The 14,136-nt window shown below is 60.4% G+C and carries 13 protein-coding genes and 2 pseudogenes; 13 read left to right on the top strand and 2 right to left on the bottom strand.

Features of this window, described 5'->3' with window-relative positions:
- From VJV58_RS18770 to VJV58_RS18760, 3 genes and pseudogenes are all read left to right on the top strand, one after another.
- Positions 1–335: pseudogene (locus VJV58_RS18770) on the top strand (benzoyl-CoA-dihydrodiol lyase); the annotation flags it as partial.
- A gap of 63 nt (positions 336–398) precedes the next feature.
- The gene (gene boxB / locus VJV58_RS18765; RefSeq protein ID WP_324138865.1) at positions 399–1,850 is read left to right on the top strand and encodes a benzoyl-CoA 2,3-epoxidase subunit BoxB; all 1,452 of its coding nucleotides are present in this window, start codon (positions 399–401) and stop codon (positions 1,848–1,850) included.
- Positions 1,851–1,903: 53 nt separating this feature from the next.
- Positions 1,904–2,236: pseudogene (locus VJV58_RS18760) on the top strand (GIY-YIG nuclease family protein).
- Positions 2,237–2,414: 178 nt separating this feature from the next.
- On the opposite strand, the gene VJV58_RS18755 reads toward VJV58_RS18760, so the two are convergent.
- Together VJV58_RS18755 and VJV58_RS18750 are read right to left on the bottom strand one after the other, a co-directional pair.
- A complete protein-coding gene (locus VJV58_RS18755; protein WP_324138864.1) occupies positions 2,415–3,221 on the bottom strand; it encodes an SDR family oxidoreductase in 807 nt (268 codons plus the stop codon).
- A gap of 78 nt (positions 3,222–3,299) precedes the next feature.
- A complete protein-coding gene (locus VJV58_RS18750; RefSeq protein ID WP_324138863.1) occupies positions 3,300–4,358 on the bottom strand; it encodes a polysaccharide deacetylase family protein in 1,059 nt (352 codons plus the stop codon).
- Positions 4,359–4,591: 233 nt separating this feature from the next.
- On the opposite strand from VJV58_RS18750, the gene VJV58_RS18745 reads away from it, so the two are divergent.
- From VJV58_RS18745 to phoU, 10 genes are all read left to right on the top strand, one after another.
- Positions 4,592–5,986: an OmpA family protein gene (locus tag VJV58_RS18745; protein WP_324138862.1), complete on the top strand. Its 1,395-nt coding sequence runs from the start codon at positions 4,592–4,594 to the stop codon at positions 5,984–5,986.
- Between the two features lies 1 nt (position 5,987).
- Positions 5,988–6,284: a hypothetical protein gene (locus VJV58_RS18740; RefSeq protein WP_324138861.1), complete on the top strand. Its 297-nt coding sequence runs from the start codon at positions 5,988–5,990 to the stop codon at positions 6,282–6,284.
- Positions 6,285–6,313: 29 nt separating this feature from the next.
- Complete coding sequence (locus VJV58_RS18735) at positions 6,314–6,829, top strand: DinB family protein (protein WP_324138860.1); 516 nt, start codon at positions 6,314–6,316, stop codon at positions 6,827–6,829.
- 256 nt (positions 6,830–7,085) lie between these two features.
- The gene (locus tag VJV58_RS18730) at positions 7,086–8,141 is read left to right on the top strand and encodes a lysylphosphatidylglycerol synthase domain-containing protein (protein ID WP_324138859.1); all 1,056 of its coding nucleotides are present in this window, start codon (positions 7,086–7,088) and stop codon (positions 8,139–8,141) included.
- A gap of 31 nt (positions 8,142–8,172) precedes the next feature.
- On the top strand, positions 8,173–9,468 hold the full coding sequence (locus VJV58_RS18725; protein WP_324138858.1) for an ATP-binding protein: 1,296 nt from the start codon (positions 8,173–8,175) through the stop codon (positions 9,466–9,468).
- A gap of 139 nt (positions 9,469–9,607) precedes the next feature.
- Positions 9,608–10,621, top strand: a complete 1,014-nt coding sequence (gene pstS / locus VJV58_RS18720; RefSeq protein ID WP_324138857.1) for a phosphate ABC transporter substrate-binding protein PstS — start codon at positions 9,608–9,610, stop codon at positions 10,619–10,621.
- A gap of 108 nt (positions 10,622–10,729) precedes the next feature.
- Positions 10,730–11,728 carry a phosphate ABC transporter permease subunit PstC gene (gene pstC, locus VJV58_RS18715; RefSeq protein ID WP_324138856.1) on the top strand — a complete coding sequence of 333 codons (999 nt, stop codon included), beginning with the start codon at positions 10,730–10,732 and terminating at the stop codon, positions 11,726–11,728.
- A 1-nt stretch (position 11,729) separates the two neighbouring features.
- Positions 11,730–12,575, top strand: coding sequence for a phosphate ABC transporter permease PstA (pstA, locus tag VJV58_RS18710; RefSeq protein WP_324138855.1), 846 nt, complete (start codon positions 11,730–11,732; stop codon positions 12,573–12,575).
- Positions 12,572–13,393: a phosphate ABC transporter ATP-binding protein PstB gene (pstB, locus tag VJV58_RS18705; RefSeq protein WP_324138854.1), complete on the top strand. Its 822-nt coding sequence runs from the start codon at positions 12,572–12,574 to the stop codon at positions 13,391–13,393. Before pstA ends, pstB begins: the two co-directional genes overlap by 4 nt.
- Positions 13,394–13,406: 13 nt before the next feature.
- Positions 13,407–14,123 carry a phosphate signaling complex protein PhoU gene (phoU, locus tag VJV58_RS18700; protein ID WP_324138853.1) on the top strand — a complete coding sequence of 239 codons (717 nt, stop codon included), beginning with the start codon at positions 13,407–13,409 and terminating at the stop codon, positions 14,121–14,123.
- Positions 14,124–14,136: the final 13 nt, after the last annotated feature.

The raw sequence follows: 14,136 nt of genomic DNA, 5'->3' as shown, positions 1-14,136 counted from the left end.
ATCTGGAACGCGCGCGCGAGAAAATCGGCGAGGCGCTCGATGCGGAGCAGGCCGAACAGCTCGGTCTGGTGACGTTTGCGCTCGACGATATCGACTGGGATGATGAGATCAGGGTGTTTCTCGAGGAGCGCACCAGCTTCTCGCCAGACGGGCTTACCGGCATGGAAGCCAATTTGCGTTTCGTTGGTCCGGAAACGATGGAATCGAAAATCTTTTCACGCCTGACGGCGTGGCAGAATTGGATCTTCCAGCGCCCCAATGCGGTTGGGGAGAACGGCGCACTGCTTCGCTACGGCACCGGCCAGAAGCCGCAGTTCGATATGACCCGAGTTTGAAAAAATTAGTCGCGTGAGGGTCGGCTCATCCGGCCTGAAGAGAGTTCGAGCGAGGAGCACGCCATGAACGTCAACGTCATGAACGTCGATTACTCAACCAAGATTCCGAACAACGTGAATCTTAGCGAGGATCGACAGGTGCTGAAAGCCCTCGAAGGCTGGCATCCAGGCTACATGAATTGGTGGACCGACATGGGCCCGGACGGTTTTCAGCAATCGCTGGTGTATCTGCGCACCGCCTATTCCGTCGATCCGCGCGGATGGGCCAAGTTCGATTATGTCAGAATGCCCGATTATCGCTGGGGGATCCTGCTTGCGCCCCAGGAAGAGAACCGCGTCATTCCGTTCGGTCAGCACTATGGCGAGCCCGCCTGGCAGGAAGTACCGGGCGAACATCGCGCGATGCTGCGTCGGCTCATCGTGATCCAGGGCGACACCGAACCGGCCTCGGTCGAACAGCAGCGCCATCTCGGCAAGACCGCGCCCTCGCTGTATGACCTGCGCAATCTGTTTCAGGTCAATGTCGAGGAGGGTCGCCATCTATGGGCGATGGTTTATCTGTTGCAGAAGTATTTCGGCCGCGACGGCCGTGAGGAAGCGGACGAGTTGCTGCGCCGCCGCTCGGGCGATGCCGATAGCCCGCGCATGCTGGGCGCCTTCAATGAGGCCACGCCGGATTGGCTGTCGTTCTTCATGTTCACCTATTTCACCGATCGCGACGGCAAGATGCAGTTGCACAGCCTCGCGCAATCCGGCTTCGATCCGTTGTCGCGCACCTGCCGCTTCATGCTGACCGAAGAGGCGCACCACATGTTCGTCGGCGAGACCGGCATCAGCCGGATCGTGCAGCGAACCTGCGAGGCGATGCGGAGCGCCGGGATCAGTGATCCAACCGACATCGCCAAGGTGCGCGCGCTCGGCGTTATCGATTTGCCGACCATCCAGAAAAAATTGAACCTGCACTACACGCTGTCGCTCGACCTGTTTGGCTCCGAAGTGTCGACCAACGCGGCGAACGCGTTCAATGCCGGCGTCAAGGGTCGCTATCATGAGACCCAGATCAAGGACGATCACCGGCTCCAGAACGACACCTATCCGGTGCTGAAGCTGGTGGGGGGGCAGATCAAGCTTGTCGACGAGCCGGCGCTGACTGCTTTGAACATGCGGCTGCGCGATGATTATACCCAGGATTGCGTCAAAGGGCTGTTGCGCTGGAACAAGATCATTTCCCTCGCCGGATACGAGTTCAAGCTGAGCCTGCCGAATGTCGCGTTCCATCGCCAGATCGGCGAGTTCAGGGATATCCACGCCACGCCGGATGGCGTGTTGATCGACGATGCGACCTGGAACAAGCGCAAGAGCGACTGGCTGCCGTCTACGGAGGACGGCGACTTCATTGCCTCCCTGATGACGCCGGTGACCGAGCTCGGCGGTTACGCACCATGGATTTCGCCGCCCAAGGTCGGGATCGACAACAAGCCTGGTGATTTCGAATACGTAAAGATCGAGACCTGAGGCACGTCACTACAGGCGGGAAGAGGCGTGAACGTCCCGGGCTGTCCATCGTCATGGCCGGGCTTGTCCCGGCCATCCACGTTCTTCATGTTGTGACAATGGCAGGTGGCTATCTTTACATACTGGCAAGCGCGCCCAACGGCATCTTGTACGTCGGTGTTACGAACGACCTTGTCCGAAGAATTCACGAACATCGGAATGGCCAGATCGCAGGATTTACGAAAAAGTATTAGGTCAAGCGGCTCGTTTATTTCGAACACTACGAGGACATTCAGGCTGCGATCCAGCGCGAACACAACATCAAGCATTGGTCGCGAAAATGGAAAGTAAGGCTGATTCTGGCCGACAATCCCGAGTGGGTTGATCTGTACGACAAAATCATTTGAGACAGAATTATTAGAAACGTGGATGGCCGGGACAAGCCCGGCTATGACTGCGATGCAGTGGCTGAGACAATCGGCGAGATTCGCCCGCTTGATACGCCCAGCATATTCCCCGGAATACTGTATGCCCGCCCTTCGCGGAGTATGACGACGACGATCGAAGGGACGATGCGTGCCCCTTCTAATCCCAGCCGTCGCCCTTGATGCCGGGATTCGCATAGACGATGCCGCCATCGACCGCGATGGTGGCGCCGACCACGTAATCGCCGGCTCGCGAGGCGAGATAGATTGCGGCCCCCGCCATGTCCTCGTCCGTCCCGATACGGCCCGAAGGCACGCGCTTCGACACCTCGTCCGAGTGATCGCGTGCCGCCTTATTCATGTCCGACTTGAACGGTCCCGGCGCGATCGCCGTCACCACGACATGATCACGGATCAGCTTCGCTGCCATCCGGCGGGTCAGGTGGATTAAACCCGATTTGCTGGCGGCATAGGAATAGGTCTCCATCGGGTTGACGAACACGCCGTCGATCGAGGCGATGTTGATAACCTTGGCAGGCCTGTCAGCCCTTGCCGCAGCGCGCAGCGGCGCCGCCAGCGCCTTGGTGAGAAAGAACGGCGTCTTCAGGTTCAGGTTCATTACCTTGTCCCAACCGCTCTCAGGAAACTCGTCGAAATCCGCGCCCCATGCCGCGCCGGCATTGTTGACCAGAATATCCAGTTTGGGTTCGCGCTTCTTGATCTCGGAAGCCAGCATCTCGACGCCGGCCATGCCTGAAATATCAATAGGCAGCGCGATGCATTCGCCATCATACTCAGCTGTCAACTCTTTAGCCGTGGCCTCGCACGGGCCGGCCTTGCGCGCGGTGATGTAGACTTTCGATGCCCCCTGGCTGAGGAAGCCGCCGGCGATCATCTTGCCGATGCCGCGCGACCCACCCGTTACCACCGCAATTCGGCCCTTGAGCGAAAACAGATCCGTGAACATGTCGCGTCCCCCGTTTGGTTTGCGCATGTTTCTGGGCGCAGGGGCGCAACGAGTCAAGCAAGCGGAAGCGGAGCTGAGTTAGGCTGCGTCAACGCGTCGGAAGCCGTTCCACATCGCGGTCGCTGCGCCAGAGGTCAGCACCGGCAGAACCCGCGAGTACTGGTAGTTGCCATTCAGCGAGACACGCCGAAGCGCGGTCAAGTGATCGGCAGATTTGCTGAAAATCATGCCGGGCCGCGTCGTCACAGCGGTTTTGAAGCCGGCGTTGCGAGTAAGCGCGAACTCGCGGGCGGCCGCTGCAGTCTTGTCGCCGTATGGATAGGCAAAATGTTCGACCGGACGCTTCAGTATCTCCTCGATTCGTGAACGGCTGACCGCGATTTCCCGGGTCGCTTTCGCCTCGGTTTGTTTGCCGAGGTTACAATGCGTGATGGTGTGGGCGCCGATCGTGACCAGCGGATCATCTGCGAAGGATTTAAGCTCATCCCAAGACATGCAGAGATCGCGGCATACCGCAGTTTCATCGATGCCATGTGGCGCGGCCAATGCCGCGATCTCGCGGCTAATATCCTGATCGCCGGGTAAAGAACGAAGCCAGCGGCGCAACCGTTCGAATGCGATCTGCTTGGCTGCCGGCGCGCGAACTTCGATGCGCTTGGCAGCGCCATCGACCACTACTTCGAGGACGCTGGCCTTTGCGATCACTCTCTCCAGCGTGATCCACCAAAGCTTGCCGATACCTTCAGCGAAGTCGCTGGTCACGTACACGGTAAATGGTGCGTCGAATTCCCGCATTACCGGGAGCGCGAAATCCCGGTTATCGCGGTAACCATCGTCGAAGGTGAAGCAAGCAAAGCGCCGCGAAACGTCGCCCTCGCGGAGTCGTTGATGCAGCTCATCCAGAGTGATGATGTCGATGCCGCGCGAGCGCAGGTGCAATAACATCGAGCGCAGGAAATTAGGTGTGATCTCAAGCTGCCGATTGGGTCGAAACTCGGCTCCGCTGGCCGGGCGGACATGGTGCATCGTGAAAATGGCGCCTACCCCCTCGAAGATCGGTCGCAGCAGATGATGCGTGCCGGTGTAGTAGAGCGCTGCCAGGCCGGCGTGGATCAGGTCGTCTCGAAATTGATGCATTCGGATCGCCCGCCGGTTCGGATTCAACCGCCGAAAGTACCGGGAAATCGCTGAACAAATAATTAGTGGCTACGTCGCCCGATGGTCCGAAATTGACCCAATTTCCGGTTTGACAGCCTTCCAAGGGTTTGTTTTCTCTCTCCTTTGCTTTTCTCTCTCCGAAGCTCGTGGCGCGAGTGCCGCAACAGTTACGGGCTTTGGAAACGGGGCGGCAGGGCCCTGTGGGACATCGAATGCACGGACTTTTCAGGTGGAGCAGCAAATGGTGGCCGGGCGTTATTCCACTGGGCATCATTTGGGCTTTGGCAGCCTGGCTCAGCACCTCTCCGATCGAAGCCGATCTAGCTGCCCGCTCCAGCTCGGCGCTTAAGGATAACCTGCTCGATCAGACGAGCATCGAGGTGTCTGGCCGCGACGTCACCTTTGCAGCCAATGCCTTTTCGGAAGATGGCCGTCGAACCGCGCTCGCCGCTGTGCAAGCCGTATCCGGCGTGCGGCTCGTCAATGACGAAACTCGCCTCGTTCCAGAGGCCAAGCCGTTCGTGTGGTCGGCGGAGCGGGATGTCGCCAAAGTCACCCTGAGCGGCAATTCGCCACTGCCCGCCACCAAGAGCAAACTGCTCGACACGGCTCGCGCCAACCTTGCTGGCGTCGAAGTTGTCGATCAAATGAAACTGTCGCGTGGCGCGCCGCCCCGATTTGATAATGCAGCTCTGCTGCTGATTGAGCAGATCGGAAAGTTGAAGGATGGCAAAGTCATTCTTTCCGATACCAGCGTCACGCTCTCCGGCATGGCGCGCGAACTCGGTGGGCGCGAAGCGATCGCAGCGGCACTGAAAAATCTGCCCGAGGGTTTTTCGGTGGCGGCGAATGATATCAAAGCGCCGCCTTACATCTTTCAGGCCAACAAGGATCCTGTAACGGTAACGCTGACCATGAGCGGCTATGTGCCCGACAATAATGTCCATGCCACGATTGCCGCAGCCGCAGCCCGCAAGTTTTTCAGCGAAAAGGTCGTCGACAATCTCAAGGCCAGTATGGGGGCACCTTCCAGGTTCCTCAACGCGGTAGTGCCCGCGTTGGGTGCCTTGTCGCGACTCTCGACCGGCACGCTGGTCGTGACCGATCGCGAGGTGAGAATCTCGGGCGACGCATTGTACGAAGCGGCTGTGCCGCAGATCCGCGCCGGTCTTGCTAAGGATTCTCCGGAGGGTTGGCAGATCAAAACCGAGCTTTCGGTGAAGCCCGCTGCTGCCCCCGTCGACCCCGGCGTGTGTCAGCAGCTATTCTCGGAGTTGCTCGCCAAGGGAAAAATCCGGTTCGAACCGGGGCGCGCCAGCATCGATCCGGATTCGGCGGGGCTGCTCGACCGGCTGATCGAAATCGCGATGCGCTGTCCCACCGCCAACATCGATATTGCGGGGCATACCGACGCCGATGGCGAGGATGCATTCAATCAAGCCCTCTCGGAGAAGCGGGCGCAGGCAGTGACGGACTATCTGGTTAAAGCAGGGCTGCCAGCTGGCCGCTTCACGGCGCTGGGCTATGGCAGTTCGCAACCCGTCGCGTCAAATGACACCGATGAAGGCAAGGCACAAAACCGCCGCATCGAGTTCCTGGTGAGATAGCATGGGATTTCTGGTCATATTCAATTGGAGCTGGCTGCTGCTTTCGGTGCTGCTGGGCTTCGCGATGGGCTGGATCGCGGTAGTTCATCGAGGACGAGGCGTATCGAAGCGCACGTCGCAATGGCTCGCGCTGTTGGCCGTTGCGGTGGTTGCAGCCGCGCTGGCCCATCTCATTCCGGGCCGGCCGGGCTACTGGCTCGATCTCGCGCTGCTGATGTTTGCAATGTATATCCTGGGCTGCGCCGCGGGATCGTGGCTGCGCGAGCGGGTACTCTCGCGCGCCAGGCCGGCAAATTGAATTGCTATAGCTACGGCGGGACGTGAGACATGGCCTCTGCAGCTCACTATCGGATGTTCAGCCACTACAATGCCTGGGCAAACAGCCGGATCTATGATGCCGCGGCGCGGCTGAGCAACGAGCAATATCGCGCCGATCGCGGGGCTTTCTTCAAATCGGTCCACGGCACATTGAACCATCTGCTGGTGACCGACAGGATATGGATGAAGCGATTTACCGGGCAGGGCGAGGCGCCGGACAGACTGGATGCGATCCTGTTTGAGACATTGGAGGAGCTGCGTGCGGCCCGCGAGGCCGAGGATCGGCGGATCATCCAATGGGTGGAAGGCTTGGATGACAGGAGGGCCGCCGCAACCATCAAATATCGGCGCGTCTCATCCCCTGAGGAGTTCGAGCAGCAACTGTCGCTTGCGCTGGCGCACTGGTTCAATCACCAGACTCATCACCGCGGGCAAGTGCATGCCTTGCTGACCGGGCTCGTGGGCAAAGCGCCGGAACTCGATCTGTTGTACTTCCAACGGCTGTCAGCGAAACCGACCGGCTGATTTCACTAGAGCTTCACGCCTCGAGCCGCCCCAAACTGCCGGGCAACCGGGTGCTGCAGCGGGTGCGGCAAAGCGTAGCGAAGGCTCGGTCAAAGTCTCTTAAGTATCTTGAAGACGTGCGTTTTATTAACGTCAGGCGAATTCCACTCCGGCTCAAAACACGCTACCACATCCTGCACAGGGAGCAGTTGTCGGGCTTGGCGGTGCAAATTCGCTCTCAAGGAGCCGTCTCGCGGGATCGCAATTCGAGGTCTAAATGCTGGAAGTAATACGCAGAGCGATCTCGTTTCTGCGCCAGAAGCAAGTCCTGCATAAGTTAGGCGTCCTCGTCAGTGTCGCGGTCATCGCAACCGCCTGCTACGTGCTTTACCACATGCTTCGGGGTATCGACGTCGATGAGGTGATCGAAGCCATCAAGCAGACCGAACCGAGCCAGGTCGCGCTGGCAGCTTTATTTGTGGCCGCGGGCTATTTCACGCTGACATTCTACGACTGGTTCGCGCTTCGAGCGATCGGCCGCGGCGACGTTCCCTACCGCATCAACGCGCTCGCCGCCTTCACCAGCTATTCCATCGGACACAACGTCGGCGCCAGCGTGTTCACCGGTGGCGCGGTGCGCTATCGCATCTATTCCGCTTGGGGGCTGAACGCGATCGATGTCGCCAAGATCTGCTTCCTGGCCGGCCTGACGTTCTGGCTCGGCAATGCCGCGGTGCTGGGCCTGGGCATCGCCTATCATCCGGAAGCAGCGGCCGCGATCGATCAGCTCCCGCCCTGGTTCAACCGCGTCGCTGCGATCCTCATTATTATGGGGTTATTGAGTTACGTGCTGTGGGTCTGGACACATCCGCGAGGGGTGGGTCGCGGTCCCTGGACCGTGGTGCTGCCGGGTGGCCCGCTGACGCTACTGCAGATCGCGATCGGAATCGTAGATCTCAGTTTCTGCGCGCTGGCGATGTACGTGCTGGTGCCGGATGAGCCCAACCTCGGGTTCGTCGTAGTCGCCGTCATCTTTGTCTCGGCGACATTGCTGGGTTTCGCCAGTCACTCCCCGGGTGGGCTCGGAGTGTTCGACGCGGCCATGCTCGTGGGATTGTGGCAGATGGACCGCGAGGATCTGCTGGCGGGCATGCTGCTGTTTCGCGTGCTTTACTACATTGCCCCTTTCGTGCTGTCCGTAATCCTGCTCATGTTCCGCGAACTTGTATTGGGCACGCGAATGAAGCGCATGCGTGGTGCGGCCCCAGGGCTCGATACGCAGCCGAGGGGCGAGGCTGCCTATGTCAGAAAGCGTCGCGAAACCGGCATCTGATCGTGGACACGCACGGGAGAAAGCCGGCCCGATGCCCGTAGATGCTCCTCCAACCTTGTTCTCCTGGCCCGACCGCTTGCGGCATTCGGCTATTATCCTGCTCGTCGCCGGCCTGGCGCTCGCGGTCGTCGTTACATCCGGCGAACTTTCGCCGACGCTGGCTGCAGCGGTATTTGCCTGCATCGCGGGCGCCGCCCTGATTCCGTGGCGGCTGCACAATGCCGCCACTTCAAACGAGGATTTGCGCGCGATCAACAGTCCGGCCGAAAGCGAGGCGGTGAACGCCATTATTGCCGGGATGCCGGATGCCGCCGTGCTGCTCGACCGCGCCGGACGCGTCATCCATCTCAATGGCGCGGCAACCCAGCTCGCGCCGGCGCTACGCAAGAACGAGCTGGCGCAGTTCGCACTGCGTTCGCCCGAAATCATCGGAGCCCTTCGCGAAGCGATCGCCACCGCTGAACCCCGGCGCGCCACCTATCTCGATCCCGTGCCGGTCGATCGCTGGATGGAACTGATCATCACGCCGGTATCGGTGCCGACACTGTTCGGCGGCATCGAGAAGTGCATGCTGATGACTTTTCATGACCAAACCCCGTTGCGGCGGGTCGAGGAAATGAGGGCCGATTTCGTCGCCAACGCCAGCCATGAATTGCGCACCCCATTGGCGGCGCTTTCCGGGTTCATCGATACCCTGCAGGGACCGGCCAAGGAGGATGCCCAGGCGCGCGAGCGCTTTCTTGCGATCATGCAAGCCCAGGCGAAACGGATGGCGCGGCTGATTGATGACCTGCTGTCGTTGTCGCGGGTTGAGCTCTCCGCCCATGTCCGGCCGGATACCCTGCTCGACATCCTCCCCATCATCCGGCAGGTCGCGGACGGGCTCGAGCCGCTGGCGCGCGAGCGTCAGGTCACCATTGATCTCGATCTGCCGCAGGCGCCGGTCGTGATTGCCGGCGACCGCGAGGAGTTGCTGCGGCTCATTGAGAACCTGATCGAAAACGCCCTGAAATACGGCGCTTCCGGCGGCAAGGTGATCGTCTCGCTGGCGGTGGCAGCTTCAGCGGACGGCGCGCCGGAAGTTCGGCTCACGGTGCGCGATTTCGGTCCCGGGATCGCGCCCGAGCATCTGCCGCGGCTCACGGAACGGTTTTATCGGGTGGATGTCGGCGACAGTCGCGCACAGGGCGGCACCGGGCTCGGGCTGTCGCTGGTCAAGCATATTGTGAACCGGCACCGCGGCCGGCTGTTGATCGAAAGCGTGCCCAAGCAGGGGGCGGCCTTCACCGCCTGTTTTCCATTGGCAGAGCCGCCGCCTGCGGCATAACTCAAGCAATATCAATTGCTTGTACTGTCATCCGACTGTCACCAAAGCTTCGTAAAAACAGCGCGTGCCGCTCTTAAACGGACGGCGTGGGCGCAATCGGGCGCATCGGCGCTTCGCTCACGAGTATTGGAGACCCGCAATGAATTTCATGAAGACGCTTGTCGCTGCCGGCCTCGTGGCCGCATCGACGATATCCGCGCGAGCCGCCGACGTAACCGGTGCCGGCTCGACCTTCATCTATCCCGTCCTGTCGAAATGGGCGGATGCCTACAAGAAGCAATCCGGGAACGGCGTGAACTACCAGTCGATTGGCTCCGGCGCCGGCATCAAACAGATCCAGGCCAGGACGGTGACCTTCGGCGCGACCGATATGCCGCTGAAACCCGATCAGCTCGACAAGGAAGGCCTCACGCAGTGGCCGATGGTGATGGGCGCAATCGTTGCGGTGGTGAATATCGAAGGCGTTAAGGCCGGCGACATGACACTCGACGGCGAAACCCTCGCCAAGATCTATCTCGGCAAGATCACCAAGTGGGATGATGCTGCGATCAAGAAGCTCAATCCGAAACTGAATCTGCCCTCCGCGGCCATCGCTGTGATCCACCGTGCCGACGGATCGGGCACGACCTTCAATTTCACCGACTACCTGTCGAAGGTCAGTGCTGACTGGAAAGCCAGCGTTGGCTCGGGCACCGCCGTCGAATGGCCGGCAGGCGTCGGCGCAAAAGGCAACGAAGGTGTTGCCGCCAACGTCGGCCAGACCAGGAACGCGATCGGCTATGTCGAATATGCTTACGCCAAGCAGAACAGCCTGACCTATACCCAGTTGGTCAACAAGGCCGGGAAGACCGTGCAGCCGACCATGGACGCCTTCAAGGCCGCGGCTTCCAATGCCGACTGGACCCACGCCCCGGGCTATTACCTGATCCTCACGGATCAGCCGGGCGACAAGTCGTGGCCGATCGTGGCGTCGACTTTTGTCTTGATGCACAAGGAGCCGGCCGACAAAGCGGCGTCTGCCGAGGCCGTCAAGTTCTTTGGCTTCGCCTTCGACAAGGGCGGCAAGATGGCCGAAGACCTCGACTACATCCCGATGCCCGACAGCGTGATCAAGCTGATCGAGAAGACCTGGTCGTCCGACATCAGGAGCTGAGCGGCGCCACGAGGCCCGACACCGGTGAAGTGCTACGCGGCGCGCCAATGGCGGGCCGCGCATTCCCGAGGACGACGCGGTTCAACAAAAGCAGTATAGGAATTGGTCGTGTCGGAATTGGCCGTTCAGAGCGATTTGATGGAAGCCGCTGGACCTTACGATCGAGCCAGAGCGCTCCATGCCTTCAAACTTGGCGACGTCACTTTTTACTGGGTCACGCGTGTCTGCGCGATCTCGGTGCTGCTTATTCTCAGCGGCATCATCCTGTCACAGATTGTTGGCGCGTGGCCGGCTATCCAGCAATACGGCGTCGCGTTTCTGTGGTCACAGCGCTGGGCGCCTTCGGCCGATCCGCCGGTGCTCGGCGCGCTCGGTCCGATGTACGGCACGCTGGTGACCTCGTTGATAGCGATGCTGATTGCCATTCCGGTGGGACTTGGCATTGCGATTTTTCTCACCGAGCTTTGTCCGCAATCGCTGCGGCGTCCAATTGGCATCGCCATCGAACTGCTCGCGGGCATTCCCTCGATCATCTACGGCATGTGGGGGTTCTTCGTGCTCGGCCCGTTCCTGGCCAACACACTTCAGCCGTTCATGATCGGACTGTTCGAGGGTGTGCCGGTCCTCGGACCGATTTTTGCAGGGCCGCCGTCGTATCTGAGCCTGTTCAACGCGGCGCTGATCCTCTCCATCATGGTGCTGCCGTTCATCACCGCGATCTCGGTCGACGTGTTCAAGACGGTGCCGCCGGTGCTCAAGGAAGCAGCCTACGGTGTCGGCTGCACCACCTGGGAAGTCGTGCGCAGTGTGGTCATTCCCTATACGCGCGTCGGGGTGATCGGAGGGATCATGTTGGCGCTGGGCCGTGCGCTCGGCGAAACCATGGCGGTGACCTTCATCATCGGGAATTCATTTCGCATCACCGGCTCGGTGTTCTCTCCGGGGACCACGATCTCGGCGGCGATCGCGAGCGAATTCGCCGAGAGCGACGGGCTGCATCAGTCGGGTTTGATCCTCCTCGGCCTGTTGTTGTTCGTGTTGACCTTTCTGGTGCTGGCCTCGGCCAGGCTGATGCTGCTGCGTCTCGAAACGAAGGCCGGCAAATAACATGAATCCGATTTACAGAACCCGCCGCCGCAACGACGTGGTCGTGAGACTGCTCTGTTTGTTTTGTGCGTTGTTTGGCGTCACCTGGCTGGCGTTGATCCTGTTCACGCTGTTCTACAATGGGCTGGCCGGCATCAGCCTGCAGATGTTCACGCAGAGCACCCCGCCGCCGGGGTCGACCCAGGGCGGCCTGCTCAATGCCATAACCGGCTCCATCATCATGACGGTGATCGGCGTCGGCATCGGCGCGCCGCTTGGGCTGTTCGCCGGCACTTACCTTGCCGAATACGGCAGGCACGATCGTTTGACTTCGGTGATACGCTTCATCAACGACATCCTGCTGAGCGCGCCATCGATCATTATTGGACTCTTTATCTATGGCGTCGTCGTGGTGCCGATGCGCGGATTCTCGGCACTTGCCGGCGCGCTGGCACTCGCTGTGATCGTCATCCCGGTCGTGGTCCGCACCACCGAAGACATGCTGCTGCTGGTGCCAAATCCATTGCGCGAAGCGGCATCCGCGCTCGGCTTGCCGCGCTCGCTCGTGATCAGGCGAGTTGCGTATCGGGCGGCGCGCTCGGGCCTGATTACCGGCATCCTGCTGGCGACCGCACGGATCGCCGGCGAAACAGCGCCACTGCTGTTCACCGCGTTGAGCAACCAGTTCTTCAGTCTCGATCTCACCAAGACCATGGCCAACCTGCCGGTGACCATCAATAATTTCGTGCAAAGCCCTTACGCCTACTGGAAGCAGCTTGCCTGGAGCGGGGCCTTGCTCATCACTCTGACGGTGCTCGCGCTCAATATCGGCGCGCGCATCCTTGCCGCCGAGAGGAACGCAAAATGACTGATGCTTCCGTGTCCATCAGCCATCCCGGCGCTCACATGGGTTCGGTGACGCTGCCGGAAGCGCCGGCAAAGGTCACCGCGCGCGGGCTGAATTTCTATTATGGCGAGCACCATGCGCTGAAGAACGTCAACGTCGCGCTGGGGACCCATCGCGTCACCGCATTCATCGGACCGTCTGGCTGCGGAAAATCGACACTGCTGCGCATTTTCAACCGGATGTACGACCTTTATCCCGGGCAGCGGGCGACCGGCCGCGTTATGCTCGATCAGACCGACATTCTCGACCCCAGGCTCGACGTCAACCTGCTGCGCGCCCGTGTCGGCATGGTGTTCCAGAAGCCGACCCCGTTTCCGATGACGATCTACGACAATATCGCGTTCGGCATCCGGCTGTACGAGAAGATTTCCAAATCCGAGATGGACAGCCGGGTGGAAAAGGCACTGCGCGGCGGCGCGCTCTGGAACGAGGTCAAGGACAAGCTCAGTGCCAGCGGCCTTAGTCTGTCGGGCGGCCAGCAGCAGCGCCTCTGCATTGCGCGCACGGTTGCGGTACGACCGGAGGTCATTCTGCTCGACGAGCCATGCTCCGCGCTCGATCCCATTTCGACGGCCAAGATCGAGGAATTGATTCAACAACTGGCGGAGGACTACACCATCGCGATCGTCACCCACAACATGCAGCAGGCCGCGAGGGTCTCCGACAAGACCGCCTTCATGTACCTTGGTGAGCTGATCGAATTCGATGAGACAGACAAGATGTTCACCTCGCCGACCGATCGACGCACCCAGGACTACATCACCGGCAGGTTCGGGTAAGGGAGAACAAACCATGGGTTCCGAACACACCGCAAAGGCGTTCGACAGTGACCTGCAGGAGCTTACGAGGCTGGTCGCCGAAATGGGCGGCCTGGCCGAACGGATGATCGTCGAGTCCGTCGATGCGCTGATACGCCGCGACGTCACGCTCGGTCAGCGCGTTGTCGCCGCCGATATCGAAATCGACAAGCTGCAGCACGTGATTGAAGAGCGCGCGGTGCTGACCATCGCCCGGCGCCAGCCGATGGCGGTGGACCTGCGCGAAATCGTGGGCGCGATGCGGGTTGCCACGGATCTCGAACGCATCGGCGATCTCGCCAAGAACATGGGCAAGCGGGTCGCCGCGCTGGAGAGCGATTTTCAGCCGCTGAAGCTGATCCGCGGCCTTGAGCACATGACTGATCTGGTGCAGTCGCAAGTCAAAGCCGTGCTCGACGCCTACGCCGCGCATGACCTGCCGTCGGCGATCGCGGTCTGGAAAGGCGACGAGGAGGTCGATGCGATCTGTACATCGCTGTTCCGCGAACTCCTCACCTATATGCTGGAAGATCCGCGCAATATCAGTTTCTGCATCCACCTGATGTTCTGCGCCAAGAACATCGAACGTATCGGCGATCACGCCACCAATATCGCGGAAACCGTCTTCTACATGATTGAAGGCCAGCAGATTCTTGAGAAGCGCCCCAAGGGGGACATGACCAGCTTCGCCAGCAGCGCGTCTCGAAGCTAAGATGTGCAGTGAA

The organism is Bradyrhizobium sp. (assembly GCF_035273305.1).
In the GTDB taxonomy this organism is placed as follows: Bacteria; Pseudomonadota; Alphaproteobacteria; order Rhizobiales; family Xanthobacteraceae; genus Bradyrhizobium.
This window is presented reverse-complemented; position numbering and strand designations above follow the sequence as displayed.